Genomic DNA, 25736 nt, shown 5'->3' with positions numbered 1-25736 from the left:
AATTTTTTGCGAAAATTTTATAATAGGGGGAGAGATGTGTTCTTCAGGTGTTCGGATAATTAATTTTTTAATTAGTTTTGGCGGATTTATTTTTTGTGGCTTGTTATTGATATTTTTTTCTTCGATTTTTGTGGCATTAAGGCGAATTAAATAAACAATTAATAAAAGGATGTTTTTTTTGTATGAGTAAAAACGTGTTTTTTAAAGGGTTTTGGATTTTATTTACGATATTTCATTTATATTTATTTGTTTATTTAATTTTTTTTAAGAAGCAAAAGTTTGATATTTCTAATAAAACTAATATTGCTTTATTTATTCCTGGTGTTATTTCAGGATCTCCATCTTATAAAGAAATGTATGATTCTTTGTTTGAATTTAAAAAAAAGCATGAAAGTCTTGAAATTAAAGTTTTAGAAGCTGGATTTAATCAAAGCGATTGGATAGAAATACTTGAAAAACTATTAACCTCAAAAAAATATGATTTTTTAATAACTACAAATAATGCTATGCAAGACATTGTTGACAGTGTTTCAAGTAATTATCCTCATACCAAGTTTCTCATTTTTGATTCTTTAGTAAAGAATACCAACAAACAAGTTTATTCAGTTTCTTATAATGTTGCAGAAGAGGCGTATATTCTAGGGTATTATGTGGGCCTTTTTTTAAAGGAATTTATTGAATCTGGCTTTGGGAATGCTGCTTTGATTGCAGGTCAAAATTATCCTGTCATGAGTGATTATATTTATCGTTATTTCAAAAAAGGCATTCTTGATACTGGCATGAGATCTGAGGTTTATTATCGAGTTTTGGGCAATTGGCATGATAGCAATTTAGCTAAATTGCTATCAGACTCTTTAATTAAAGATTCGGGGGCTTTGGTAATACTTCCTATTGTGGGGCCTGCTGTTGAAGGAGTGCTTTCTTCTGTTAGAGAGAATAATGTCTTTGCGGTTCTTTTTGATAGCGAAGATTATTTGGACAATAAAGAAAATATTATTGGTTCAGGAATTACAAATCAAAAATATTATGTTTCATATATTTTAGATAGGGCCCTTAAGTCAGAGATTAACTATGGAAGTTCTGATATTTTTGGCATAAAGCATAAAGGAGTTTTATTTAATATTTCAAATGTTTTTTATTTAGAGGAAACTAGTCAAAAGTTAAAAGAAGATCTTTTAAAAAAAATAGAAGAGGTTAGCGAAAAGGGGATAAAAATTAATTTGGAACAAAATTAATGATAGAGTTTAAAAACATAGTTAAGTATTTCCCAGATATTGATAAGCCTATTTTAGACAGCATTAATTTAAAAATGGGGGAAGTTAAAATTTTTACAGTAGTTGGTAAAAATGGAGAAGGAAAGAGTACTCTAGCCAAGATTATTGCTGGACTTATTGAATTTGATGCTGGGGAAATATTGGTAAATGGCATTAAGCAAAAAACTTGGAATGTAGATAAAGCTCAAAATAACGGCATTTATCTTGTTTCTCAAGTTCCTAATTTGAAAATGAATTTAAGAGTATGGGAATATTTGAGTATATATTGGTTTGGTTATGCATTTTTCATGCCGATGAATAAATCTAAGACCTATAAATATTATAGATGGCTTATGCAATTTTATAAAATTTCTTTTGATTTAGATAAGAAAATTAAAGATTTAAATATTAAAGAGATTTATTTTCTGCTTATTATTGCCGCTCTTAAAGAGAATGCAAAAATAATTATTTTTGATGAGAGTGCTGCTTATTTTTCTCAAAAAGAAGCGCAAGCTTTTATAAAATTGCTTGTATTGCTTAAGAAATCGGGAATTGCGTCTCTTTTTATTACCCATAGTGAAATTACAGATGCTGTAAAGTTTAGCGACGAGTTTATTGTTTTAAAAGATGGAAAGTGCTTTAGAACAATAAACAAGGAATCTATTTTAAGCAGGCTTGAATCCTCTAGTGATAAGATGTTTTTTGTAAATATTAATTTTAATAAGTTTGAAAAAGATCCTATTAAGTTCAATCTGTTTTTCGAAGATTTTTGGAAATATGATGTTAGCTTTTCTTTAAATAAAAGGGGTGTTTTAGGAATAATTGGTGAAGAAGCTGTAATTAAAACTTGGGAAAAATTATTTTTAGGAGAGCTTGTTTTTGTTGGATGCATAAAAATTGATGGTATTAGATATGAGCGAATAAATATTTTTGAGTGTAAAGCGGGGTTTTTACCTTTGGGTATTGGCAATTTATTCCCCGATAATAGCAGCATATTAGATAATTTTTTGGCGAAATTTATGAATTTTGAAAATAAAATTTTTATCAGGCAATCTTACATTAATCAGATTAAAGATTTTTTTAAAAAGAAAATGGAATTTTATAGTGAAGAGAAAATATATAAAATTCTTTATTCCAAATCTTTGGCATTTTCTGGAGGAACTTTGAAAAAATTTGCTCTTTACAGAGAGATGTATATTGCAAAAAGTTTTTTAATTTGTTTTTCTCCTTTGAGTAATTTAGATCACAAAGCTTATAATGAAATGTCTGTTGCTATTCGTAATTATTCAAAAGAAAAGCCAGTTCTTTTGATTACTTCAAATTTAGATGAATTATTTTTACTCTCTGATAACATTTTAGCAATGAAAATGGGAGAAGTTTTGTTAAACATATCCAGAGAAAAGATTAGTAAAGAAAAATTAAAGGAATTGCTATTTTTATGACCCTATTTAGAAATAGCTTTATGGCATTAATTTTTTCTTTTTCGATATTAAGTATTAGTTATTTTTTTGGTGATTTTTTTCAATTTTCTTATATTAAGATGATATCTTGGCGCTTTATTTTATTTTTAATCATGGCCACAGGCATTGTCACTTGTGCTAAGAGTAATTCATTAAATCTCGGCAATGAAGGTCAGGTTTATTTTGGGGCATTTTTCGTTTATATATTTTCAAGTTTTTTTGGATTTACCTATTTTAATTTTATATTTTGGATATTTTTAAGTTCTTTTTTTGTAGGACTTTTGGGGCTTATTCCCTTTTTTATTACTTTTTTTTTCGGATTAAATAGCGCTCTAACAGGTCTTTTAATATCTTATGGAAATCAAAGATTGGTAGATGGATTTATTTTAAATATGTTAAAAACAGGTAGTTTGTCGAATCAGACAAAAAGGATTAATAGTTTATTTGCTTTAGATTCATCACTTATTTACTTAGTTTTGTTTGGTGTATCAGTTTGGCTTTTCTATGTTTTTATGCACAAAAAAACTATTTACGGGCTTCAGCTTGAAATATTAAGTAATAAAAAAAAGATAGATATCTTTTTTAATATAAATGAATTTAAATATAAATTTTTCGCTGTATTTGGCAGTGCTTTTTTAAATGGTCTTGCAGGTTCTATGTTTGTAGTGTTTTTTAAACCGTATTTGGTTTTAGGGCTAACCTCAGGACTTGGTTGGGGTAGCCTAATTGTTGCTGTAATTTCAGGATTTAATTATATTTGTGTATTATTTTTCAGCCTATTGTTTTCAATATTAATCGAATTTAATAATTTTCTTAATATAAATTATGACTTTAAGTATGAATTTATTGGTCTTTGTCAATCTATTGCAATTTTTTTATCTTTGTTTTTGATTAAAGTTAGGAAAAAGTAGATGTTTGGTATTTTTGAGCAGGCTCTTGTATTTTCGTATTTAGCACTTGGAGTTCTTTATACGGAAAAAATAGGGTTTTTGAATGTATCTATTGAGGGCATTTCGTATCTTTCAATATTTTTAACGTCTTTTTTCATCTATTTGGGATATGGCATTTTTATGTCAACTATTTTCACTCTTTTTATTAGCTTTTTGTTTGGATTTTTTTTATTTTTTGTAGTAAAGAAAAATTATGATATTTTTATAGCAGGAATAGGTATTAATATTTTTTGTTATTTTTTGGTTGATTATTTGATGAAGAGTAATTTTAATTTTATTCCTGGTTTTACTTTAAATTTATCTGGCAATTTTGAGATTTTTGTTTTTATTGCTATTTTTTTCATTTTTTTATTTATTACTGTTTATGTTATAAATTATTCAAGAATTAGAGCAGTTTTTGAATTTATCTTTTCGGGTAATTATGAAGACATTTTGGGTGAGAAAATAAGCAACCTCTTTAAGTCTTTTGCAATTTTTGTATCAATTTTCACGGCAAGTCTTGCCGGTTCATTTATTGCGGTAAGTCTTAATGCCTACTCTTATAATTTGGGATTAAACAATGGTTGGCTTGCTATTTGCATTCTTTATATTGCATTTTCAAATCCTTTGTTAATTTTCCCAATTTCTTTTTTGATAGTTTTTTTTGAATATCAATTTTTTCGCACCCAAGAGTATGTAAATTCTTATTTTGCTCTTTCTTTTCAATTTTATGTAGCAATAATAATAAATATATTGGTTTCGTTGATTAAGAGAAAAGATAGACCTTAGTTTAAGTTCTGCAGGTTGTGTTTTGAATTGTTTTTAGGGTGTTGATTTGTAGATATAATTCTTCTAATTTTTTTCTATTAAAATAATAAAAGGGTATTTGTTTTATTATTTCTAAATTATTTAAAAAAATTATAAACAATGTGTCGTCATTTAGTGCTAATTGAAACGTTGAGGATAATATTGTATTAAATGCTGCATTTTCATTGTTTATAAAATGATAAATACTTTTTTTAAAAAGGGCATCAATTGCTATAAATATATTTTCTCTGAACAATTTTTTACCGCTTTGGAAAAATTTAATTATGTAGTCCATTGAATTTTCAACTTCTCCTATTAAAAAGTATGCCCAAGAGATATCTAAAAAGTTCTTTTTATCTTTAAAGTTTATTATTTTTAAGTAATCCTTAGATTTAATAATTGCTTTTTTCCAATTTTTATTTAAATATTCTAATTCTGAGAGCAAAAGATGAGCATCAACTTGATTTTGATCTATGTTAATTATTTTTTTTAGATTTGCTATTGCTTTGTTATATTTTTTTAAATTTTTTAGCAACATTGATTTTTGATAAAGTTTTTCTATTATATATTTGCTTTCTTGTTCATTAAGTTTTAATGTTGATTTTATTGTAGCAGAGTAAATATTTGCTATTAGGCCATAAAAAAGTGCCATTATGATTGTTTTTCTCATTATATTCCTTCTTTTATTTGTTCAATAGTATCTATTAGTAGATTTTTATATTTATTTTTTAGCGGGTACAAATTGAGTTCGGTTTTAAATTCGTTTAAATATTTTAAGGCAACAATAGTTGATTTTCTTATTGATTTTGATGAATTTATCATTTCCGTTAGTTTAAATATTTCTTTTCTTGTTTTAGTAGTTTTGGTATTTTTTATTTGATTAAATTTTGAAATAATTTTTGGTTCAAATTTTTTTTCTTGTAAAAAATAAATTATTGGCAAGCTTTTTTTCCCTTCAAGCAAATCATCTCCGAATTCTTTACCATTAATTTTATTTTTAATGTTTTTAATATCGTCTATTATTTGAAAATAAACACCAAGCTTTAAAAATGTACTGTAAATTTTTTTAGCTTTGTCTTCATTATTTGTAAGTATTGCAGCTAGAAAGCTAGCCATTCCAAAAAGTGAAGCTGTTTTTAATTCTACTAAAGAAATGTATTCTTTAATGCTTGGGATGTATGATTCATTGTGAAATTTAATATCAATTCCCTGTCCCAGGTGGAGATTTGAAAGAGTTGTAAAGAAATTTTCGTAAATTAGTAATTTTTGATTTTCTTTTAAATTTGATCTTTCTATTAATTTTGCAGGTAAAAAATAAATTAAATTACCAGCATTTATGCTGTTATCTATTCCATAGATTAAATGTATTGCTGTTGTGCCCCGTCTTTTTAGCGAATTGTCTTCTATGTCATCAATAATCAAGCTTCCAGAATGAGGAAGTTCAAGCAGTAAACTTAATTTATAGATTAATTTAGCATTTTTTTCTTTTAACCCCAATGCATATGCCAAAAGAATCATTATCATTGGCCTTATTCGTTTCCCGCCCCTATTAATAATTTCAATTGCTGGCGCTTTAATATAATCAAGGGTATTCTTTTTTATTTTAAGAGTAAATTTTAAATCGTTATCTTTGAATAAATTTAAAAAATTAGTTGTTGAAAAGATTTTATTAATATTTTTTTCAATATTTTTTAAAAATAGTTTATTTTGCATAATAAGAATTATAATGAAAAAGTATAATAAAGTGTATTAAAGGGATTGATGTGTATCGCTTGGATGATGAATATTCTAGAAAAGCCAAAAGAGAAGGATATTTGGCAAGGTCTGTATATAAGTTGATAGAAATTAATGAAAAATTTTCTTTATTTTCTTCTGGCAATGTTTTAGATATTGGTGCGTCCCCTGGCAGCTTTTCTCAATATGCTTATAAAAAGCTTAAAAGAGGAGTTCTAGTGTCTGTTGATATTAATGATATTGGTCTTAGATATGTTGATAATTTTTATTTTATAAAGGGAGATATCTTTTCAGATAATACATTTTTTAAAATTAATACGTTTGGACCCTATAGTCTTGTAATTAGCGATGTGGCTCCAAAGACTACTGGAAATAGACTTGTAGATACCAGCAATTCTTTTAACTTAAGCATGAGAATAATAGATTTATCGTTTGAAGTTTTACTTAAAAAAGGAAATTTGCTTGTTAAAGTTTTTCAGGGAGGAGACGAGATGCAAATTTTTAAAAAGTTTGAAAAATATTTTAAATTTGTAAAAAAAATTAGACCCAAGGCTGTAAGGAAAAATTCTTTTGAAATTTATTTTTTAGGTAAAAGTTTTGGCAAGTAGCAAGTTAATCAAATTGTTATAAACAAATTTAAAGGTAAAAATATGTTTAGAAAAGAAAGTTCTAAAGGCACAAATTCACAGCTGCAAGTTGCAGGTTTTAAAATAGGAAAAGAAAGCTATGGGGTGTCAATAGAGCACATTAGAGAAATTATCAAAGTTCCATCAGAAGGAATTTATGCTATACCAAATGTTCCTGAATATATTATAGGTATTTATAATCTTAGAGGCAGTATTATTCCTTTGGTTAATTTAAATATTAAATTTGGGGTTCCTTCTATTTCAAAAACCGAAGAAGATATGCTTTTAACAGGATATTTAATAGTTAAGATTAAAAACAAACTTTTAGGCATTTTTGTTGATAGAGTTCTTAAGGTTATTAGCTTTGATGAATCTAGGGTTCAAGAACCTCCTGCTACTTTACAAACTTTAGATAGAAAATATATATCTGGAGTTGTAAAACTTGAAGAGACTGATAATCTTGAGAGTGAATATTTAGTATTAATTGATATCGCAAAAATTTTTGATAAATGCGAATTTGACGATATTCCTTATAAAGATCAGCATGAAGAATAAAGTTCTTATTTGCATTAATACCTTAAAGTCGGGAGCTAGTATTTTAGGCAATGATATTAAGGTTTATTTAGAAACCAGGCATTTTGTTGAGGCAGTTTTAATAGATGTTGGTGGACCTTTATTTTCTTTCCCAAAAGAAAATTTCCTTTTTTTGATAACTTTAGGGGGGGATGGTACAGTTCTTTTGGCTGTTAATTTGCTTCTTGAAAATGAAAATATTGATATTCCAATTATTTCAATTAATATGGGCAAGGTGGGGTTTTTAGCAGATATTAAGATTGAGGATTTTAAAAAAGTCATAGATAGATTTTTTAACAATTCTTTGGTTATTAATAAAAAATTTTTACTTCATGTAATAATTTATCAGCAGGGTAAAGATTTAATTTCTAAATATGCTTTAAACGATATTATTATTCGATCGAGCGCTCTTAATAAGATGATTTATGTAGATCTTATGGTTAATTCTGAGAGTTTTTTATCATATAAAAGTGATGGGATAATTGTATCTACTCCAACAGGTTCAACAGGATATTCTTTCTCAGCAGGGGGTCCTATTTTAGAAGCAGATCTTGAAGGATTTTTACTTACGCCCATTTCTCCACATTCTGTTTATAATCGTTCTTTTGTGTTTTCTAAATTAAGTAAACTTTCTATTTCTTTTCCAAAGGAATATTTTATATCATCAGCATCAATTTTTTTGGATGGAATTAATTTTGGTTCTTTCGGGGTTGATGTTGTTTTTGAATTTAAAATTTCTTCTCGAAGCTTGAATTTTGTTTCATTTTGTACAGATACTTTTGTTAAGAGATTAAAAAACAAATTGTTGTAAGTTCAATGTTTTTTAAACAATGTTCTTTTTAATAAAAGTTTTTCTTGGTTATGTTTGGTTTGATTTAATCTAATTTTTAATAATGCTAGAAGGTTTTTCATGTTTTAATACTTGGTAATTTTAAAAATTAGTTAAAATTTTACATAATTTATTATAAGTATTTTAATGTTTTGTTTATTCGCATAGTTAATGTTTCAAGGGTGTTTTTTATAAATTTATAACTTGTTAAAATATTTAATATGTTTTTTGCTAAAATCAATATATTGGATAGCTGATAGATCATCTTTGTATGAGTTAGGCAGGTGTTTATGGATTTAATTGATAATGAAAATTATAAAAAAATAGTATATATTAATAATCTTATTTTAAGGACTTTAAATGATATAGCAGCTATAAAAGAGACTGACGAATTTACATCAAATGCTAAACTTTCATTTAATCTTGTTGATTTCAATTTAAATGTTTTAAGTTATATTTCTTCTTTAAATTATTTTTATACTAGGCCTAGATTGAAAGTGAATTATTCTATAAAAAAAATTTTGTCTGGATTGATTTCTGATTTTAGTTTAGTTATTAGTCCTGCTCTTAGCATTACCCCAAGGGAGTTAATTGAAATGCCTCAGGCTCTTAATTTAAATCCTGAAGAGAGGTTTTTAATTGTTAAAAAACTAGGCTATTTAATTGATTTGGCTAAAATTTTTAGCAAAAAAGATTCTAAAACTCTTGTTTTTCTTGAGGATATGTATCTCAAATTTATTGTTTTTTCTAAAAATATTATTGATTTTAGAGATTTTTCTAAGAATTTAAAACTTGAGAGTCCTTATTATAAATTTCAATTTGAACACCTTGTTAAAGTGTTGGAGCTTTTAGAAGAAGGAGCTTTTATTTTAAGGGGCAAATATGAGATTAGTGGATCTCATGAATTTGGACTTCATTCTCTTGCGTATCTTGAAGCCGGAAGAGCTTTGGCTACTATAGCCTCTCAAAAAGAAGCTGCTGAAAAATTTTCAAGGTTTCATGGAGTTTGGTCTTCAAAGTTTAGTTCAGATTTGGTTAAGGTAAAATAGATAAATTAAGGTGGGGGAAAGTAGTTATATTGAATTTTAATGAAGAAGAAGGTGCTATTAAGATCAAAAAATTAAAATTTTTTTTGACCTTAAGTTTGTTTTTATTATTTATAATTTTGATTGATTTTTTTATAAGATCTACTATGAATGTATCTAATTTTTATGATTTTAAGAATTTTGAAAATAAATCTGATTGTAGAAATATAAATTTAAGCAAGAATGTTTTTGTATCAAATAAGGTTTTAAGTCTTAATTTCAGGGAATCTTGTTATTCTCTTTTAAGTGATAACTTAATAAGCTACTCAGACTATTATTATGTGCTTTTTAATTCTGGGGAGTATTATTCTATTTTTTCTGTTAAAAACAATAAATTTTTATTTACACTCAAGTTAAAGGATTTTGTTTTTGCAATAAATAATTTAATTTTTACTTTAAACAATTTATATAAAACTTTAGAGGTTTATGATTCTAGTGGAAATAATATACTAATGCTCAATTTTCTATCTTCAATTTTAAGTGTGGACTACAATAATGAAGTTTTGGTTTTGGGGCTTTCTAATGGCGAGATTCATGTATACAAACAAGGCAAAATAATTTATATGGAAAATTTTTTAGAGAGAAAATTTCCAACATGTTTTGTTAAATTAAGCTCTGATAATAAATATTTGGTTTCACTAAAAGGTAATTCTGAGTATTTTTTAGAAATAATTGATTTAGAGAATGATTATAAAAAAATTTTAGAATTAAACAATTTAACGATTAATAGTTTTGAGACTTTTATAAAAATAGATGATTATCATAATTTATTTATTGAAGGTAAAAATTCACTTGTGGTGATAAATATTAAAAATGGTAGAATATTTAAAGTTGAAAACAAAAATTCTATTTTAAGAGCGTCATATGATTATTTTCAAAATGTTTATAGAGTGTATTTTTATTCTGAGAGTGAAAAAATTATTAATATAAAAACTTATTCTGCAAATTTTTTTAAATTGTTTGATAATATTTTTATTAAAGATGAAATAAGCTCTTTTGTTGAATTTGGAAAGGGACTTTTGTATTTTAATAGTAATAATGATTTAAAATACTTGGGATTGGCACAGTGATTTTAATTATTTTTATATTTTTCTTTAATATTTTGGATTTGTATTCATTTTTGGAATTTAGAAATGATGAAAAGTTTGCTTTAGTTAAAGATTTTGGTGTGTTGGATAATAATAAATTGAATATTGGGGTAAGTTTAAGGCCCTTGGAAAAGGCCGTATCTGTTTTTTCCAATAATTATAAAATTTTATATTCAAAAAATAGTTTAAATAAGGATAGTAGTATTTTAATCATTTTTGATAATGATTTAAATTTGAATTTAGAGGTTTTTGGGGGCTTTTTTTATAAGCTTGGAAAGATTTTTTTAAAAGATGAAAATAGCGTTATTGACTTAGTAGTTAATGATCCTGGTACTAAGAAGATTATCAATCCTTTGTTTGTTATCAAAAATTGGAACAATGTAGTTGCTGAAACAGTTTATACTTTAGGCGGGGTTTTTTTAAAGGGAAAGGGCGATGATGAAAGATTGGAATTGTCAAAAAACATAAATTTAAATGTCGATTCTGGTCAATACAGTCTTTTGTTATATTTTCATACACAAAAAGCAAAATCTTTTGAAAATTCTCTTAAGGGAATTTATTATTTTGAAGCTATTTTGAATAATAAAAACATTCTTCGTTCAGATTTTCAAAATATTTTTTTGATTAATAATGCACATATTTTAGCTCAAGAAAAAAATTATGGATTAGATATTTTGAATATTAAAAAAGATGGGGGATGTCTTAAGATAAATGATCTTAATTTTATTAAGGGTAAGAATGAGCTTAAAATAAAATATGGCGATGTTTATGGAAATGAAAAAAAAATAATTTATAGGTTTAAATTAAATGAATAATAATGCTTTTCATTTTCCAGTACTTCTTGATGCAATTTGTAAGCTTATAGAAGATTTGCCCGTAAAAAGTGATTTAATATACATTGATTCTACTCTTGGAGAAGGTGTTCATGCAAAAGCGATTCTTGAGAAATATGACTTTTTAAGTTTGGTTGGAATTGAAAGAGATTCTCAAATTTTAGAAAGAGCAAAGCAGTTTCTTCTTGCTTTTGAAAAGAGAATTACATATTTTAATGATTGGTTTGATAATTTTTTTGTCAATTATCCTTTAAATATTAAAGCCAATTTTATTTTAGTTGATCTTGGTATCTCTATGTTTCATTACAAGGGCAGTAAAAAAGGATTTTCTTTTCTTGAAGATGAACCTTTGGATATGAGACTTTGTTCTTCTTCTTGCAAAATTAGTGCAGCCGAGGTTGTAAACACTTTTAGTAAATATGACCTTGAAGCTTTAATTTATAATTTAAGCAATGAACATTATTCTAGAAAAATTTCTAAAGCTATTGTAGAATATAGAAAAATTAAAAAAATACAAACCACAAAAGAGCTAGAATCCATAATAAGCAAAGTTTATCCTTTTTCAAAAATTAAAATAAATCCAGCTACAAAAACTTTTCAAGCGTTAAGAATTTATGTAAATGATGAGCTTGCTAGGCTTAAAAGGAGCTTGCCTTTTTGGGTAGAAAATTTAGCCAAAGATGGAATTTTAGCTATTATTACGTTTCATTCAATAGAAGATCGTATTGTAAAAGATTTTTTTAGAAATTTGAACTGCGATTTGTATGCTAAGATTTCAAAAAAGCCCATCATCCCAAGTTTTGATGAGATTAAAAAAAACAAATCCTCAAGGAGCGCAAAACTTAGAGTTGTAAAAAAATTATGAATAGCATAAGTAAGATTGAATTTGAAGTTTATTGTATTTTAATTTTGATACTAACAGTTATATTGTGTTTTAATATTTACTTAAATTTCAGATATGTTGTAAAGCTTAGAGAATTTAATCACTTAGACAATGAACAGGAAAATATTATTGATGATAATTTAAGATTGCTGACAGTAATATATGAACTTGAAAATATTGATAGAATAGAGAGTTTTTGTTTTGGAGAATTAAATTTGGAAAAAAAAGCTAATGAAGATATAAATATTTTTGTTGAATAAAAGATTTTAGAATGAGGTTTCGATGCGTATAAAGATTAAGGATATTTTAATCTCTTCTAAAGATGTGAAATTTGTGGGGAATATAAAAAATATTGAAAGAGTAGTATCTTTTTACTCCTTAGATAGTCGAGAAATAAAGGATGATAATATCAGTGGTAGTCTTTATTTTGCATATAAGGGAAATAAAGTAGATGGATTTTCTTTTGTTAAATATTTAATTGATTTGGGTGTTAAATGTTTTGTATGTTCAAGAGATCATGAATCTGAGTGTGTTAAATATTTAAATGACAATGAAGGGTTAGTTTTTTTGCTTACAAGCAATGTAATAAAACTTCTTCAAACTTTAGCATCGTGTTTAATTGAAAAAACAAGCTTTAAAAGAATTGCTATTACAGGTAGCAATGGTAAAACTACAACCAAAGAGATGCTTTATAGCATACTTTCAAAAAAATTTAAAACTTACAAAACTTGGGGTAATTTAAATTCTGACATTGGGCTTCCTCTTAGTATTTTAAGGGTAGAGGGCAATGAAGAATATGCTGTTTTTGAAGTTGGAGTTAGTTATGTTGGAGAAATGGATCTTTTATCTCAAATTTTAAAACCAGAAATTGTTATTATTACGAATATAAGCTATGCACATATGCAAGCCTTCAAGGAGTTGCAAGCTATTGCTTTTGAAAAGAGCAAAATAATTGGCAAAAACATTGAAATCTTTGTTGCAAATGAAATGAATGATTATTGTGGTTATCTTGAAAACAGAGCAAAAATCGCAAATCCAAATGTTAAAATCGTTTATTTTGATTTTGAAAATCTTAATATTAAATCATTTTCTGTTTTAGAAGGGAAATTTTCTTTTGATTTTGTTTACAAAGGGTTTGAATACTCTATTTTATTGCTAGGTCGGCATAATATTTTTAACGCAATAGGGTGCATTAATTTAGCTTTATTTTTAGGAATGAAAGAAAAAGAAATAAGAGAAGGACTTATTGGAACTGCTTTTCAAAAGGGTAGGGCAGAAATTTTGACAAAAAATGGATATTTGATTTTAAATGATTCTTATAATGGCAATATGGGTTCTTTTATGGCCTTAAAAAATATGATTTTGGATCTTAATATCCAAAACAAAAAATTTATAGTTCTTGGATCTTTTAAAGAGCTTGGAGAATTTGCATACAAAACGCACAAAGATTTAATTCAAGAGGCTATTTTAATGAATTTTGATAAAATTTTTCTAATAGGTGAAGAATTTTTAGATGTTAGAGATTCTGAGAATTTAGTTGAAAAGTGTTTATATTACTTTAGCGAATTTGATAAATTTATTGATTTTTTTTTAAAAAGCTTGGAACCTTCAGTTTTTATTGTCATTAAAGGTTCAAGGTTTAACAGGCTTGAGAGAATTTTAAATTATATTTAGATGATAATGGGGTTTTTATGTTTTACCTTTTGGGTTTGCGCTTACTCAAATATATTACTTTTAGAATGGCTTATGCTACAATTTTTGCATTTTTACTTTCTTTGATTGTGGGCCCTTATATTATTTTAAGGTTAAAAAAATTAAGAGCTGATCAGATTTTAAGAGAAGATGGTCCTAAAAGACATCTGAGTGAAAAAGTAGGAATTCCTACCATGGGAGGCATTCTTATTTTTTTTTGTGTTTTTATATCTTTAGTATTTTGGAGCAATATTTTAAATGTTTATTTTTTGATTATGGTTTTTGTTATGCTTGGATTTGCTTTTTTGGGCTTTATAGATGATTTTTTGAAAATTAAAAATAAAACCTCAGATGGACTTAAAGCTCGATTTAAGATTTATGGACAAATAATATTTTCTTTTTTTTCTGTTGGCATTCTATATTATTTTGGTGGTGAGCATGTTAGTATAATCTACTTTCCTTTTATTAAGTCTTTTCAAATAGATTTGGGGATATTTTACATTCCTTTTGGCATGTTTATTTTAATTTCTGCTTCTAATTCTTTTAATTTAACAGATGGACTTGATGGTCTTGCAATTGGGTTGAGCATAGTTATAACAGGAGCTCTAATAATAATTGCGTATCTTACAAGCAGAGCTGATTTTGCAGCTTATTTGCATATTCCAAATATTAAGGGCTCTGAGGAGCTTGTAATATTTCTTGGGGCATTGCTTGGAGGTAGTTTTGGATTTTTATGGTTTAATGCCTATCCTGCTAAAATTATGATGGGAGATACGGGTAGTCTGGCTTTGGGTGCCATTCTTGGAATGGCAGCTTTGATTTTAAAAAGTGAAATACTTTTTTCAATTCTTGCAGGTGTTTTTATTCTTGAAACCATGTCTGTAATTATTCAAGTCCTTGTTTACAAAAAGACTAAAAAAAGAGTATTTAAAATGGCCCCACTTCACCATCATTTTGAAGAGCTTGGGTGGTCTGAAATGCAAGTTGTTATTAGATTTTGGATAATAGGGTTAATATTTGCTATAATTGCTTTAAGCACGATAAAAATCAGATAATTATATTATGGTTGTAGAGATAAATTCACTTAGGACATGCTATTTACTTGTTTTGCTACTATTAGTAGCCTATGGCCTTGTAGTTTTTTATACTTCTTCCTTTTTCTTAAGCTTGGAATTGACAGGTAATCCAAATTTTTTATTTTTTACAAGACTTAATTATCTTTTTTTAAGTTTTATAGTTTTTCTTGTTTTTGAGAGAATTTCTTTAAATTTTTTAAAAAAATCAATATTTCCTGTATTGGTTATAACTCTGTTTTTAATTATGGCAACTTTTTTATCCCCAAGTATTTCCGGAGCAAAGAGATGGATATTCCTTCAAGGTGTTAGTATTCAACCTTCTGAGATTTTTAAAATATCTTTTACTATTTATCTTTCAGCGTATTTGAGTAAGTTTGATCCAAGAAAAAACGGTGGTATTTCGTACTGGATAAAGCCAATGTTGATTTTTGCAATTTTTTGGGTGTTAATAATTTTGCAAAACGATTATTCAACAGCTATTTATTTTGCCATTCTTTTTTTTATTGTTTTGTTTGTTTCTAATATGGCATTTAGTTATGTTTTTGCTATTGTGATTACTTTTTTGCCAGTTTCTGCTATATTTTTGATGCTTGAGCCTTATAGGGTTTCTAGAATTTTTGCCTTTCTTAATCCTTACGACGATCCTTCTGGAAAAGGTTACCAGATAATAGCATCTCTTAATGCTTTAAAAAGTGGAGGAATTTTAGGTAAGGGGCTGGGAATGGGAGAGGTAAAACTTGGAAAATTGCCAGAGGCCAATTCGGATTTTATTTTTTCGGTTCTTGGAGAAGAATTGGGATTTTTAGGTGTTTTGTTTGCCATAAGCTTATTTTTTTTGTTTTTTTACTTTGGTTATTTTATAGCTATTCATTCTAATAGTAGGTTTAAATTTTTTATTGCATTTATTTCAAGTCTTGCAATTTTTCTTCAAAGCATAATGAATATTTTAATTGCAATTGGTCTTTTGCCTCCCACCGGGATAAATTTACCGTTTTTTTCGTCTGGGGGATCTTCTATTATTGTTACTATGGCGCTTTCTGGCCTTATTTCAAATGTTTCAAAAAATTTAAGTAATAATTGATTGGATTTTTCCAGTAGCGTAAATTGAGTTAGGTTATGATTTTTGAGAGAAAATTTTTAATTAAGTATGTATATTTCTTGACGTCTTTAATTTTTTTTGAAATAATAATTATTATTTTTGCATCTCCTTATTTTTTGATTAGGTATATTAGTATAAATAATGATATTTCTCTTTCCAAAGAGGATATAATTAAGATTTCAGGAATCAAGCCCAATACATATTATCATAACGCCAATGTTAAAATATATGAGGAGAATCTTAAAAAAGATTTAAGGGTAAAAAATGTTAAGGTTGATCTTAAGTTTCCCAATAAAATTAATATTAAAATAGAAAAAAGAATACCCGTTGCTGTTGCTTTAGAAAACGCAAATGGCAGTGTTACTTATTATTGTATTGCATCAGATGGTGTAATTTTGGAAAAAAGTAAGCATTTAATTTATGATTTACCTATAATTAGCGGATTAGTTTTAAGTGACAATAATGTAGGAGATTTTCTAGAGGATAGAATGCTTAATGTTGTAAGAGGCCTTGATTATCTTAAAATAAATCAAAAATATTTGTATAATTTAATATCAGAGGTCAATTTTTTAAAATTGAATTTCTATGATTATAATGTAATTTTGTATATTAAAAGTATATATAATAAAATATTGATAACAGTTGATATGGATTTAATGGATGTGATGCATAAAGTGTTTCTTGCGGTTAATTTACTTAAAGGAAAACCCGGCGTTATAGATTTAAGAAGTGGTGATATCATTTTGTTAGGAGAAAGTTAGTGTCTAGGAATTTGATAGTAGGTTTAGATGTTGGGACTTCAAAAATTTGTACTGTTGTTGCTGAGGTAAATTTAAATGATCAATTAGAAATTGTTGGAATAGGCACTAGTATATCAAGAGGAGTTAGGAAGGGAGTTTTAATAAATATTGAAGCGGCTCTTGATTCAATATCTAATTCTATTGAGGCTGCAGAGCTTATCTCAGGGTGTGACATTACGTCACTTTCAGTTTCTATGTCTGGAAGTAGTGTTGAGGGAACCAATTCACGTGGTGTTGTTGCAATAAATTCAAGAACAAGAGAGATTAACGAAGAAGATGTTGAAAGAGTAATCGAAGCAGCAAAGGCAATTGTTATTCCAATGGATAGAGAAATTCTTCATGTTATTCCCCAAGAATTTATTGTAGATGGAATACCCCATATAAAAAACCCAATAGACATGATGGGTATTCGTCTTGAAGGAGAAGTGCACATTATTACGGGCTCTAGCTCTTCTAGTCAAAATTTAGTCAGATGCGTAAATCGAGCTGGCTTTGCCGTTGATGAGGTTGTTCTTGGAAGTTTAGCTTCATCTTATGCAACTCTTTCTAAAGAAGAGCGCGAGATGGGTGTTTTGTTTATTGATATGGGCAAGGGGACAACAGATATTATTCTTTATATTGATGGCTCTCCCTATTATACAGGCGTAATTCCTATTGGTGTTAATAGAGTGACTCTTGATATTGCGCAAGTTTGGAAGGTTCCCGAAGATGTTGCTGAAAATATTAAAATAACAGCTGGCCTTGCTCATCCGTCTATTCTTGAGAGTCAAATGGAAACTGTAATTATTCCAAATCTTGGAACTCGACCTCCCCAAGAGAAAAGTAGAAAAGAGTTGTCTGTAATAATTAATTCAAGACTAAGAGAAATTTTTGAAATGATGAGAGCGGAAATACTTAGGCGCGGACTTTATAATAAAATTAATGGTGGGATAGTTTTAACAGGTGGAGGAGCTTTATTCCCAGGTATTTCTAATTTAATAGAAGAGGTATTTAATTATCCTGCAAGAATAGGTTTACCAATGAGTATTAATGGAATTGGGGAAGAGCATATAGATCCCAAGTTTTCTTCGGCTCTTGGTCTTGTTCTTTATAAGCACGAGCAACAAAAATTCAATAAATTAAAGAAGGTGAGCAGTAAAGTTAAAAGAAAAAATAAAATATCTTCAAAGTTGAAAGGTTGGTTTTTGAAAGAATGGTTTTGACCAATCATGGAGGAAGCGTTAATGAAAGATTATAATATGATTGATAGCCATACAAGAAGATTTGATTCTACTACAAATCCTACAATTCTTAAGGTGATTGGTGCAGGCGGAGGAGGTAGTAATGCTGTTAATCGTATGATTGAATATGGGGTAAGAGATGTTGAATTTATTGTGGCCAATACTGATCTGCAGGCACTCCAAACTTCTATTGCTCCCATAAAAATTGCTCTTGGAGCAAAAGTTACAGCAGGACTTGGTGCTGGGGGAAAGCCTGAGATTGGGCAAGCTGCAGCAGAGGAAGACATAGATGTTATACGCAACCATCTTTCTGGTGCCGATATGGTTTTTATTACTGCTGGTATGGGAGGTGGGACAGGAACCGGAGCAGCGCCAGTTATTGCGCAAGTTGCAAAAGAGCTTGGTATTTTAACAGTTGGAGTTGTAACAAAGCCTTTTAAGTTTGAAGGTCCTAAAAAGCTTAGACTTGCTGAGCAAGGAATAAATAACTTAAGGAAGTCTGTAGATACATTGATTATTATTCCAAATCAAAAGCTTTTAACTGTTGTTGACAAAAGAACCACCATTAAAGATGCTTTCAAGCGTGCAGATGATGTTCTTAGAATGGGCGTTCAAGGCATTGCAGGGCTTATTATTGAGCATGGAGAGGTTAATATTGATTTTGCTGATGTTAAAAGCATTATGCAAGGTCAAGGCGATGCTTTAATGGGAATAGGATATGGCAAGGGTGAAAATAGAGCCGTTGATGCTGCGACTTCTGCTATTAGTAATCCACTGCTTGAAGAAGTTCGCATTGAAGGGTCTAAAGGGCTTCTTGTCAATGTTACTGGTGGAGATGATTTTTCATTGCTCGAACTTGAAGAGATTATGGGAATAATCACGGTTAGTGTTGATGATGAGGCTACTGTAATATATGGTCATGCCATTAATTCAAATCTTGAAGATGAAATTTACGTTACAGTTGTTGCTACTGGTTTTGCATCTAAAAAGCAAAAAGAAATTTCAAGTGCACCAGAAAATAATACCTTAAGCTCTAAAGAGTTTGATACTTTAATGTCAGGCAATCAAAATATTCCTTCTGGATCTTATGAGCGACAAGATTCTTCTTTTGCGGCAAAATCCAAAAATGTTAATTATTTTGATGATGACATTGATGTTCCAACATTTCTTAGAAATTTAAATAAAAAAAGTAGCGATGATTAGATGAAAATTTTGTCGTTAATAATTTTTGTTAATTTATTTTTATCTTGTGGCAGTGAGTCTAAAGAAAAATCAAATCTTGGACTTAGATTAAGAGAATTGGAAATTTCAGGTGGCGGATCTGAATCTAAGATTGAAGTTTATAAAGAATTTATTGAAAAAGAAGATAAAAATATTTTAAAGATAGTTAATTCTATCGATAAGAAAGCCAGATTTTTTAATTTAATTGGTCTTGAATTTTTTAGGCTTGGTCAGTACGGACCTGCTATTGAATATTTTGCTAAAAATTTAGAAATCAATCCCAATAATTATTTATCTCACTTTTACATAGGTGTTGCTTCTTATAATTTAGCTAAAAATTTAAGAGTAAAGGATGAGGTTGAAAAATACATAATTCTTGCTGAAAATTCTTTTTTAAAATCACTTTCAATTAGAGATGATTTTAAAGATTCTCTTTTTGCCATTTCTAATATGTATGTATATGATCTTGACAAACAACTTGAAGCTAGAAATTATTTAAACAAACTTTATGATATGGGTGAGGACTATTTTGAGTTTTTCATGTTAAGGGGCGCAAATTATTATTCGCTAGGTGATCTTGGTAATGCTATATTGTTTTATGATAAAGCTAGCAAAAAGGCTTCAACTGAGGAGCAAAAAGAAAGTGTTTCTAGGATCATGAGTAATTTGAAGTAATTATTTATGATGAAATTGCTTTATATTGATAATTTGAAATTTTTAAAAGGTAAAGAAAAGTTAAAACTTTTTAATAATTTTGATTTTAACGATGTTATTAAATTGACCCAAAGGGATATTGAGTCTTATCTTCTAAAATCATTTAGAAGATTTTTTAAATTGCCCGATTTAAAATTAGTAGAATTGCAAGAAAAAGTTATTCAAAGGACAAAGGCCAAAGTTGCTATTTTAGGGTCTAAGTTTTATCCTAATAAGCTTAAAAGAATTTATGACCCTCCTTTTGCGATTTACTACAAAGGCAATTTGCCAAATTATTCTTCATTGTCTTGGGCTGTTGTTGGTTCTAGAAGAATTAGTAAAGCTCTTGCTGAGAGAACAAGAGAATTTTCTTCTCATCTTGCAAAAAATGGTGTTGAGGTTGTTTCTGGATTTGCAATTGGGGCTGATATTGAGGCCCATATAGCAGCAATAAATGAGAACAAGAGAACATTTGCCGTTATTCCAACAGATATTGATAATATTTATCCTAAGCAAAATCGAAAATATGTTTTCAAGCTTTTAGAACAAGGTGGGGGAATAATTACTGAGACTTTACCATTTGATAAAATTCAAAAGTATTTTTTTGCTAAAAGAAATAGATTGGTCTCGGGCCTCTCTGATGCTATTTTTATAACTTATGCGCCTTTAAAATCTGGAGCTTTAATTACGGCCGAACTTGGCCTTGACTTGGGACTTGACATTTATGTTTATGATTTGGATTTTTGTGGTGATGGAGCCGTAAAATTGCATGATTGTGGCGCGCAAGAGATAAAAACCGTTAAGGATCTTTATGCTTTATTAAATATTAAATATGTAGATTCCAACAATATTAAAGATGATTCTAAAGAGTGTTGTGATTATAAAAATGTATCTGATGTTCTTATTGGAGAGCTTTTAAAAGAGATATATAAATAGGGGGGTAATATGGGCTTTAAAGGAACCACAGTTATTGCAATAAAAAAAAATGGTAAGACTGTGGTGGCAGCAGATGGACAAGTAACTTTTGGACATACTGTTTTAAAGAGTAATGCTGTTAAAATACGAAAATTGCTTAATGGGAAAATTTTGGCAGGATTTGCAGGGTCAACATCTGATGCAATTACTCTTTTTGAAAAATTTGAAGAAAAAATCAAGGCAAAAGGTGATGGTTTGATTGACATTAAAAGGGCAGCTGTTGAGCTTGCAAAAGATTGGCGTTCTGACAAAATACTTCATAAGCTTGAGGCTATGATGCTTGTTGCTGATTCTAACAATATTCTTTTGATTTCTGGCACCGGTGATGTTGTTGAGCCTGAAGAGGATGTTATTTCAATTGGCAGTGGTGGCAATTATGCATATTCAGCAGCTCTTGCTTACATGGAGAACAAAAAATTAAGTGCTTTTGAGGTTGCACTTAGATCTTTGAAAATAGCAGCAAGAGTGTGTATATATACTAATTCTAACATTGTGCTTGAGGAGATTGAAAATGAATAAATTAGAGGAGCACCACATAGTTCCCAAAGATGTAGTTGCAGAACTTGATAAATATATAATAGGTCAAGATGAAGCTAAAAAATTAGTATCAATTGCTCTTGTTAATAGATATATAAGGTCTAGACTTCCAAAAGAAATAAAAGATGAGGTAATGCCTAAAAACATTATTATGATTGGGTCAACTGGCATTGGTAAGACTGAGATTGCAAGAAGACTTTCTAAATTAATCAAAGCTCCTTTTATTAAAGTTGAAGCTACAAAATATACTGAGGTTGGTTATGTTGGTCGTGATGTTGAATCTATGGTTAGAGATTTAATGGGCATTGCAGTTAATATGGTAAAAGAAGAGATGTATAGCACTGTAAGAGATGATGCTTTAGTAAGAACAGAGGAGAGAATAGTTGAAAGTCTTTTCAAAGGATCTGGTAATTCTGAGAATATGGATCCAAATGAAATAAAGGCAGAAGAAAAGGTAAAAGAAAAACTTAGAAAAAAGCTTAGAGCAGGTGAGCTTGATAATACTACTATTGAAATACAAATTTCTAGTAAAATGCCATTTTCCACAATAGAAATATTTACAGGCGGTAATTTTGAAGAGATTGATATGGGAATTGGTGGTTTGCTGGGGAATATATTTGATAGAAAAAAGAAAAGAGAATTGAAGATTAAAAAGGCAAAAGAGATAATATTAGCAGAAGAGCTTGAAAAATTGGTCGATCACGAAAATATTTCAGATATTGCAAAATCTAAAGTTGAAAATATGGGAATTATTTTTATTGATGAGATCGATAAAATAGCTGCTAAGAATAGAAGTGGCAATGATGTGTCCAGAGAAGGTGTTCAAAGAGATATTTTGCCAATTATTGAAGGTTCTAAAGTTAATACAAAATATGGAATAGTTGATACCTCTCATATTTTATTTATTGCAGCAGGAGCATTTAATTTGGCCAAGCCCTCTGATTTAATACCCGAGCTTCAAGGAAGATTTCCGATTAAGGTTGAACTTAAGAGCCTAAGCATAGACGATTTAAAAAAAATTTTAAAACAAACAAAAAATTCTTTAATAAAACAATATGTTGCTATGTTTAAGGTTTATAACTTAGATTTAAAGTTTAGCGAAGAGGCTATAGATAGAATTGCAGAGCTTACTTTTAATATGAATCTTGAGAATGAAAATCTTGGCGCCAGAAGACTTCACGGTGTAATGGAAAGGGTTCTTGCAGATCTTTTTTTTGAAGTGCCTGGTAGTAAGTTGAAAAAATTTGAAATAAACTTGGACTATGTTAATAAAAAAATACAAATTAGCGAACAAAAAGATTTAAATTATTATATAATTTAGTTAAAAGCAATTTTAAACAGAGGAGGGTTTTAATTTGAATGATTTTGAAAGGTCTTTAGATTTCTCACATAGGTATTTAGATGTTCTAAGTTTAAGACAAAGCGTTATTTCTGATAATATAGCAAATGTAGATACTCCAAATTTTAAAAGAAGTAAAATTTCTTTTGAATCAGAGTTTGAAAAGGCTTTTTTAAATAAAGATAAAAATGATCTAAGCTTAATTAAATCTAGTGACAAGCACTTGTCTGGGTTTAAAAATCTAAAGTATTCAGATGTCAAGCCCCACAGAGTTCTTGACCATTTTTCAACTATGAATAATAATGGCAATAATGTTGATATCGATTCTGAAATTAAGGCACTTGTACAAAATCAAATGATGTATCATCTTATGACTAATGTTCAAGCGCATTATTTTAAAAGTATAAATATTGTATTAAAATAAATTAATATCTTAAGGAATGTAAAATGGGATTATTTTCAAGCATTAATGTAGCTTCAACGGGATTAACTGCACAAAGGTTGAGGATTGATGTTATTTCTAATAACATTGCAAATGTTTCTACTTCTAGAACCCCTGATGGTGGACCTTATAGAAGGCAAAGGATTATTTTTGTACCAAGGGTTAATAATCCTTATTGGAAAGGGCCTTTTATTCCGGATTATCTTGATAATGGCATTGGTCAAGGAGTTAGGGTTGCTAGCATTGAAAAAGACAAATCTCCATTAAAGTTAAAATATGATCCCACTCATCCCGATTCAATAAGTTCTGGGGATAAAAAAGGTTATGTTGAGCTTCCTAATGTTAATTTAGTTGAAGAAATGGTAGATATGATTTCAGCTTCTCGTGCTTATGAGGCAAATTCTACTGTCATCAATAGTAGTAAATCTATGTTTAGAAGTGCATTAGCTATACTTCAAGGCTAAAGGAGAGATTATTGGTGAGAACAGATGCTTTTTTTAAAGAAAATAATGTCAATTTGGTTAAAAAAAATCCTTTGCATTTTGATGCGAATCTTTTTAGTTCTAAAAGCAATGCCAAAGACAATGATATTAAAACCTTTAAGGATGTTTTAATAAATTCGATTACAGATGTCAACAAAAGCCAATTAAATGTTTCTAAAGTTACAGAACAAGCTATTCTTAGGCCTAGTAGCATTGATGTTCATGATGTTGTAATAGCAATGTCTAGAGCGAATATGAATTTAAACCTTTTAAAGGCCGTTGTTGAGAGAGGTGTTAAGGCTTATCAAGATATAATCAATATTCGTTAAGGAGCCATAAGATTTTGAGCAAATTTTTTACTAAATTTTTTGTTTCAGCAAAAGGAATCTTCAAAAAAGCTAGTACAGTTCAGAAAATAGCCTTAGGATTGATTATTTTTTTTGTGATTCTTGCGCTTATTTTTTTAATAGGGTTTTCTACTAAAAGACAAAGTATTGCTCTTTTTGGAGTTGAAATTAAAGATCAATATCTCTTAGACAGGATATCGCAAAGACTTGACAGAGAAAATGTTAAATATTTTTTGAGTTCCGATGGAAGAATTTATTTAGATGATGAAAAGCTTGCAAAAAAAATGAGAGCAGTTCTTGTCAGAGAAGAGCTTGTGCCTGTTCATATGGATCCATGGGCTTTGTTTGATATTGATAGGTGGACTATTACTGATTTTGAAAGGAGCATTAATCTTAGAAGATCTATTACAAGAGCGGTTGAACAGCATATTGTAGCTTTAGATGACGTTGATGCTGTTAGCGTGAATCTTGTTATGCCCGAAAAAGCCCTTTTTAAAGAGTCTCAAGAGCCTGTTAAGGCATCTGTTAGAATTACCCCAAGGCCTGGTTCGGATATTATTACCAATAGAAAAAAAGTTGAAGGACTTGTTAAGCTTATTCAGTATGCCATTGAGGGTCTTGAATCTGATAATATTGCTATTGTTGATAATAGCGGAACAATTTTAAATGATTTTTCTAATTTAGATGGAATAGATAGAATAGACTTAGCAGAAAAAGAACGTAAGTTAAAGCTTAAGTATGAAGCCATGCTTAGGGGTGAAATCGACTCTGCATTAAGCAAAGTTTTGTCAGTTGATAGATTTATGATAGCAAGAGTAAATGTAAAGCTTGATACCTCAAAAGAAACCACAGAGTCTAAAGAGTATGCCCCTATTGAGCTTCAATCCCAAGATCCAAAAGCTTCTTATAATACCAGAAAAGTAAGCGATTCAACTATTATTTCTTCTCAGACTCAAAAAAAAGAGTATCAGGGTCAAGGATATAGTCCTTGGGGACCTCCTGGGCAGGAAGGCAATACTCCTCCTGAATATCAAGATTTAAGTGATATTACTGGTAAATATAATGAGTCTCAAGAGATTAAAAATGTTGCTTTGAATGAAAAAAAATCTACAAGCGAAAAAGAGCCTGCTAGGATTGTAGGCGTTTCTCTTGGTATTTTCGTGGATGGTATTTGGAATTTTGTGTATGACGAGAAGGGAGATTTCGTAATAGAAAATGGAATGAGAAAACGAGAATATAAGCCTATGGCATTAGAAGAAATAAAAAATATTGAAGATGTTTTGCAAAGTTCTTTTGAATATAAGCCAGAAAGAGGCGATTCAATAACGGTTAGAAATATATCTTTTGATCGTATGAATGAATTTAGAAAAATAGATGAAAATTATTTTGCAAGTGAAAGGTTTAAATATTTTTTATTTATTGCAAGCATAGTATTTTCATTATTAATTTTAGTATTTACGATATTTTTTGCTATTTCTAGAGAGCTTGAAAGACGAAGACGTCTTAGAGAAGAAGAATTGGCAAAGCAAGCACATTTAAGACGTCAGCAAGCCTTAATGGATGGTGGTGATGATATTGGCGTTGACGATGTTGTTGGTGGGATTAGAGAAGGCGATGAGCTTCAAAGCAATGCTGAGCTTTTGGCCAGAGAAAAGCCAGAAGATGTTGCTAAGCTTATAAGAACATGGCTTTTGAAAAACGCGTAAAAGGTAG

At 28.7% G+C, this 25736-nt stretch carries 28 protein-coding genes; 26 read left to right on the top strand and 2 right to left on the bottom strand.

What is annotated here, in order from left to right; translation table 11 throughout:
* The first annotated feature begins 182 nt into the window (after nucleotides 1-182).
* Genes QIA46_RS01575 through QIA46_RS01560 form a run of 4 tightly spaced genes read left to right on the top strand, consistent with a single transcriptional unit; the run spans nucleotide 183 to nucleotide 4431 of the window.
* The gene (locus tag QIA46_RS01575; RefSeq protein WP_317268199.1) at nucleotides 183-1235 is read left to right on the top strand and encodes a BMP family ABC transporter substrate-binding protein; all 1053 of its coding nucleotides are present in this window, start codon (nucleotides 183-185) and stop codon (nucleotides 1233-1235) included.
* The gene (locus tag QIA46_RS01570; RefSeq protein WP_317268198.1) at nucleotides 1235-2695 is read left to right on the top strand and encodes an ATP-binding cassette domain-containing protein; all 1461 of its coding nucleotides are present in this window, start codon (nucleotides 1235-1237) and stop codon (nucleotides 2693-2695) included. Before QIA46_RS01575 ends, QIA46_RS01570 begins: the two co-directional genes overlap by 1 nt.
* On the top strand, nucleotides 2692-3624 hold the full coding sequence (locus QIA46_RS01565; RefSeq protein ID WP_317268197.1) for an ABC transporter permease: 933 nt from the start codon (nucleotides 2692-2694) through the stop codon (nucleotides 3622-3624). Before QIA46_RS01570 ends, QIA46_RS01565 begins: the two co-directional genes overlap by 4 nt.
* Nucleotides 3625-4431, top strand: a complete 807-nt coding sequence (locus QIA46_RS01560; RefSeq protein ID WP_317268196.1) for an ABC transporter permease — start codon at nucleotides 3625-3627, stop codon at nucleotides 4429-4431.
* 1 nt (nucleotide 4432) lies between these two features.
* Here QIA46_RS01560 and QIA46_RS01555 read toward each other — a convergent pair whose 3' ends face one another.
* Together QIA46_RS01555 and QIA46_RS01550 are read right to left on the bottom strand one after the other, a co-directional pair.
* Nucleotides 4433-5119, bottom strand: coding sequence for a tetratricopeptide repeat protein (locus QIA46_RS01555; RefSeq protein WP_317268195.1), 687 nt, complete (start codon nucleotides 5117-5119; stop codon nucleotides 4433-4435).
* Nucleotides 5119-6162, bottom strand: a complete 1044-nt coding sequence (locus QIA46_RS01550; protein ID WP_317268194.1) for a polyprenyl synthetase family protein — start codon at nucleotides 6160-6162, stop codon at nucleotides 5119-5121. The genes QIA46_RS01555 and QIA46_RS01550 overlap by 1 nt, the downstream gene beginning before the upstream one ends.
* 50 nt (nucleotides 6163-6212) lie before the next feature.
* Between QIA46_RS01550 and QIA46_RS01545 the strand changes: the two genes are divergently transcribed.
* From QIA46_RS01545 to fliF, 22 genes are all read left to right on the top strand, one after another.
* Entirely contained in the window at nucleotides 6213-6791 is a 579-nt protein-coding gene (locus tag QIA46_RS01545) for an SAM-dependent methyltransferase (protein ID WP_317268193.1), read from the top strand.
* A 42-nt stretch (nucleotides 6792-6833) separates the two neighbouring features.
* Nucleotides 6834-7364 (top strand): chemotaxis protein CheW, encoded by a 531-nt coding sequence (locus tag QIA46_RS01540; protein WP_317268192.1) that lies wholly within the window; start codon nucleotides 6834-6836, stop codon nucleotides 7362-7364.
* On the top strand, nucleotides 7354-8193 hold the full coding sequence (locus QIA46_RS01535; protein WP_317268191.1) for an NAD(+)/NADH kinase: 840 nt from the start codon (nucleotides 7354-7356) through the stop codon (nucleotides 8191-8193). Before QIA46_RS01540 ends, QIA46_RS01535 begins: the two co-directional genes overlap by 11 nt.
* A gap of 308 nt (nucleotides 8194-8501) precedes the next feature.
* A complete protein-coding gene (locus tag QIA46_RS01530; RefSeq protein WP_317268190.1) occupies nucleotides 8502-9260 on the top strand; it encodes a hypothetical protein in 759 nt (252 codons plus the stop codon).
* 29 nt (nucleotides 9261-9289) lie between these two features.
* Complete coding sequence (locus QIA46_RS01525) at nucleotides 9290-10366, top strand: hypothetical protein (RefSeq protein WP_317268189.1); 1077 nt, start codon at nucleotides 9290-9292, stop codon at nucleotides 10364-10366.
* Nucleotides 10363-11199: a hypothetical protein gene (locus tag QIA46_RS01520; protein WP_317268188.1), complete on the top strand. Its 837-nt coding sequence runs from the start codon at nucleotides 10363-10365 to the stop codon at nucleotides 11197-11199. The genes QIA46_RS01525 and QIA46_RS01520 overlap by 4 nt, the downstream gene beginning before the upstream one ends.
* Complete coding sequence (gene rsmH / locus QIA46_RS01515; protein ID WP_317268187.1) at nucleotides 11192-12082, top strand: 16S rRNA (cytosine(1402)-N(4))-methyltransferase RsmH; 891 nt, start codon at nucleotides 11192-11194, stop codon at nucleotides 12080-12082. Before QIA46_RS01520 ends, rsmH begins: the two co-directional genes overlap by 8 nt.
* Nucleotides 12079-12360 (top strand): hypothetical protein, encoded by a 282-nt coding sequence (locus tag QIA46_RS01510; protein WP_316256104.1) that lies wholly within the window; start codon nucleotides 12079-12081, stop codon nucleotides 12358-12360. The genes rsmH and QIA46_RS01510 overlap by 4 nt, the downstream gene beginning before the upstream one ends.
* Before the next feature lie 22 nt (nucleotides 12361-12382).
* Nucleotides 12383-13774 carry a UDP-N-acetylmuramoyl-tripeptide--D-alanyl-D-alanine ligase gene (locus QIA46_RS01505; protein ID WP_317268186.1) on the top strand — a complete coding sequence of 464 codons (1392 nt, stop codon included), beginning with the start codon at nucleotides 12383-12385 and terminating at the stop codon, nucleotides 13772-13774.
* A 17-nt stretch (nucleotides 13775-13791) separates the two neighbouring features.
* Nucleotides 13792-14847, top strand: coding sequence for a phospho-N-acetylmuramoyl-pentapeptide-transferase (gene mraY, locus QIA46_RS01500; RefSeq protein ID WP_317268185.1), 1056 nt, complete (start codon nucleotides 13792-13794; stop codon nucleotides 14845-14847).
* A gap of 7 nt (nucleotides 14848-14854) precedes the next feature.
* Nucleotides 14855-15949 (top strand): putative lipid II flippase FtsW, encoded by a 1095-nt coding sequence (ftsW, locus tag QIA46_RS01495; protein WP_231011357.1) that lies wholly within the window; start codon nucleotides 14855-14857, stop codon nucleotides 15947-15949.
* Between the two features lie 35 nt (nucleotides 15950-15984).
* Entirely contained in the window at nucleotides 15985-16728 is a 744-nt protein-coding gene (locus QIA46_RS01490; RefSeq protein WP_301341464.1) for a cell division protein FtsQ/DivIB, read from the top strand.
* Nucleotides 16728-17969, top strand: coding sequence for a cell division protein FtsA (ftsA, locus tag QIA46_RS01485; RefSeq protein ID WP_301341463.1), 1242 nt, complete (start codon nucleotides 16728-16730; stop codon nucleotides 17967-17969). Before QIA46_RS01490 ends, ftsA begins: the two co-directional genes overlap by 1 nt.
* Nucleotides 17970-17990: 21 nt before the next feature.
* Complete coding sequence (gene ftsZ, locus QIA46_RS01480; RefSeq protein WP_317268184.1) at nucleotides 17991-19190, top strand: cell division protein FtsZ; 1200 nt, start codon at nucleotides 17991-17993, stop codon at nucleotides 19188-19190.
* Nucleotides 19191-19883, top strand: a complete 693-nt coding sequence (locus tag QIA46_RS01475) for a tetratricopeptide repeat protein (protein ID WP_317260142.1) — start codon at nucleotides 19191-19193, stop codon at nucleotides 19881-19883.
* Between the two features lie 9 nt (nucleotides 19884-19892).
* A complete protein-coding gene (gene dprA, locus QIA46_RS01470; RefSeq protein WP_317260141.1) occupies nucleotides 19893-20837 on the top strand; it encodes a DNA-processing protein DprA in 945 nt (314 codons plus the stop codon).
* Nucleotides 20838-20846: 9 nt separating this feature from the next.
* Nucleotides 20847-21395, top strand: a complete 549-nt coding sequence (hslV, locus tag QIA46_RS01465; protein ID WP_014023540.1) for an ATP-dependent protease subunit HslV — start codon at nucleotides 20847-20849, stop codon at nucleotides 21393-21395.
* Nucleotides 21388-22734 carry an HslU--HslV peptidase ATPase subunit gene (hslU, locus tag QIA46_RS01460; protein WP_301341460.1) on the top strand — a complete coding sequence of 449 codons (1347 nt, stop codon included), beginning with the start codon at nucleotides 21388-21390 and terminating at the stop codon, nucleotides 22732-22734. Before hslV ends, hslU begins: the two co-directional genes overlap by 8 nt.
* A gap of 34 nt (nucleotides 22735-22768) precedes the next feature.
* A complete protein-coding gene (gene flgB / locus QIA46_RS01455; RefSeq protein WP_014023538.1) occupies nucleotides 22769-23176 on the top strand; it encodes a flagellar basal body rod protein FlgB in 408 nt (135 codons plus the stop codon).
* Nucleotides 23177-23199: 23 nt separating this feature from the next.
* The gene (gene flgC / locus QIA46_RS01450; RefSeq protein WP_317268183.1) at nucleotides 23200-23658 is read left to right on the top strand and encodes a flagellar basal body rod protein FlgC; all 459 of its coding nucleotides are present in this window, start codon (nucleotides 23200-23202) and stop codon (nucleotides 23656-23658) included.
* 11 nt (nucleotides 23659-23669) lie between these two features.
* On the top strand, nucleotides 23670-24005 hold the full coding sequence (fliE, locus tag QIA46_RS01445) for a flagellar hook-basal body complex protein FliE (RefSeq protein WP_317268182.1): 336 nt from the start codon (nucleotides 23670-23672) through the stop codon (nucleotides 24003-24005).
* 14 nt (nucleotides 24006-24019) lie between these two features.
* Nucleotides 24020-25729 carry a flagellar basal-body MS-ring/collar protein FliF gene (fliF, locus tag QIA46_RS01440; RefSeq protein ID WP_317268181.1) on the top strand — a complete coding sequence of 570 codons (1710 nt, stop codon included), beginning with the start codon at nucleotides 24020-24022 and terminating at the stop codon, nucleotides 25727-25729.
* Nucleotides 25730-25736: the final 7 nt, after the last annotated feature.

It is taken from the genome of Borreliella carolinensis (assembly GCF_032595855.2).
In the GTDB taxonomy this organism is placed as follows: domain Bacteria; phylum Spirochaetota; class Spirochaetia; order Borreliales; family Borreliaceae; genus Borreliella; species Borreliella carolinensis.
Note: the sequence above shows the minus strand (reverse complement) of the source record. Positions and strands in the feature narration are given on the sequence as shown.

Coding starts and splice junctions, on each gene's coding strand:
- QIA46_RS01530 (WP_317268190.1), top strand. CDS start 8,502: ATGGATTTAATTGATAATGAAAATTATAAAAAAATAGTATATATTAAT.
- QIA46_RS01575 (WP_317268199.1), top strand. CDS start 183: ATGAGTAAAAACGTGTTTTTTAAAGGGTTTTGGATTTTATTTACGATA.
- QIA46_RS01565 (WP_317268197.1), top strand. CDS start 2,692: ATGACCCTATTTAGAAATAGCTTTATGGCATTAATTTTTTCTTTTTCG.
- QIA46_RS01510 (WP_316256104.1), top strand. CDS start 12,079: ATGAATAGCATAAGTAAGATTGAATTTGAAGTTTATTGTATTTTAATT.
- ftsZ (WP_317268184.1), top strand. CDS start 17,991: ATGAAAGATTATAATATGATTGATAGCCATACAAGAAGATTTGATTCT.
- mraY (WP_317268185.1), top strand. CDS start 13,792: ATGTTTTACCTTTTGGGTTTGCGCTTACTCAAATATATTACTTTTAGA.
- rsmH (WP_317268187.1), top strand. CDS start 11,192: ATGAATAATAATGCTTTTCATTTTCCAGTACTTCTTGATGCAATTTGT.
- QIA46_RS01560 (WP_317268196.1), top strand. CDS start 3,625: ATGTTTGGTATTTTTGAGCAGGCTCTTGTATTTTCGTATTTAGCACTT.
- QIA46_RS01535 (WP_317268191.1), top strand. CDS start 7,354: ATGAAGAATAAAGTTCTTATTTGCATTAATACCTTAAAGTCGGGAGCT.
- QIA46_RS01505 (WP_317268186.1), top strand. CDS start 12,383: ATGCGTATAAAGATTAAGGATATTTTAATCTCTTCTAAAGATGTGAAA.
- QIA46_RS01570 (WP_317268198.1), top strand. CDS start 1,235: ATGATAGAGTTTAAAAACATAGTTAAGTATTTCCCAGATATTGATAAG.
- ftsW (WP_231011357.1), top strand. CDS start 14,855: ATGGTTGTAGAGATAAATTCACTTAGGACATGCTATTTACTTGTTTTG.
- QIA46_RS01475 (WP_317260142.1), top strand. CDS start 19,191: ATGAAAATTTTGTCGTTAATAATTTTTGTTAATTTATTTTTATCTTGT.
- dprA (WP_317260141.1), top strand. CDS start 19,893: ATGAAATTGCTTTATATTGATAATTTGAAATTTTTAAAAGGTAAAGAA.
- flgC (WP_317268183.1), top strand. CDS start 23,200: ATGGGATTATTTTCAAGCATTAATGTAGCTTCAACGGGATTAACTGCA.
- QIA46_RS01490 (WP_301341464.1), top strand. CDS start 15,985: ATGATTTTTGAGAGAAAATTTTTAATTAAGTATGTATATTTCTTGACG.
- QIA46_RS01540 (WP_317268192.1), top strand. CDS start 6,834: ATGTTTAGAAAAGAAAGTTCTAAAGGCACAAATTCACAGCTGCAAGTT.
- QIA46_RS01550 (WP_317268194.1), bottom strand. CDS start 6,162: ATGCAAAATAAACTATTTTTAAAAAATATTGAAAAAAATATTAATAAA.
- QIA46_RS01555 (WP_317268195.1), bottom strand. CDS start 5,119: ATGAGAAAAACAATCATAATGGCACTTTTTTATGGCCTAATAGCAAAT.
- hslV (WP_014023540.1), top strand. CDS start 20,847: ATGGGCTTTAAAGGAACCACAGTTATTGCAATAAAAAAAAATGGTAAG.
- hslU (WP_301341460.1), top strand. CDS start 21,388: ATGAATAAATTAGAGGAGCACCACATAGTTCCCAAAGATGTAGTTGCA.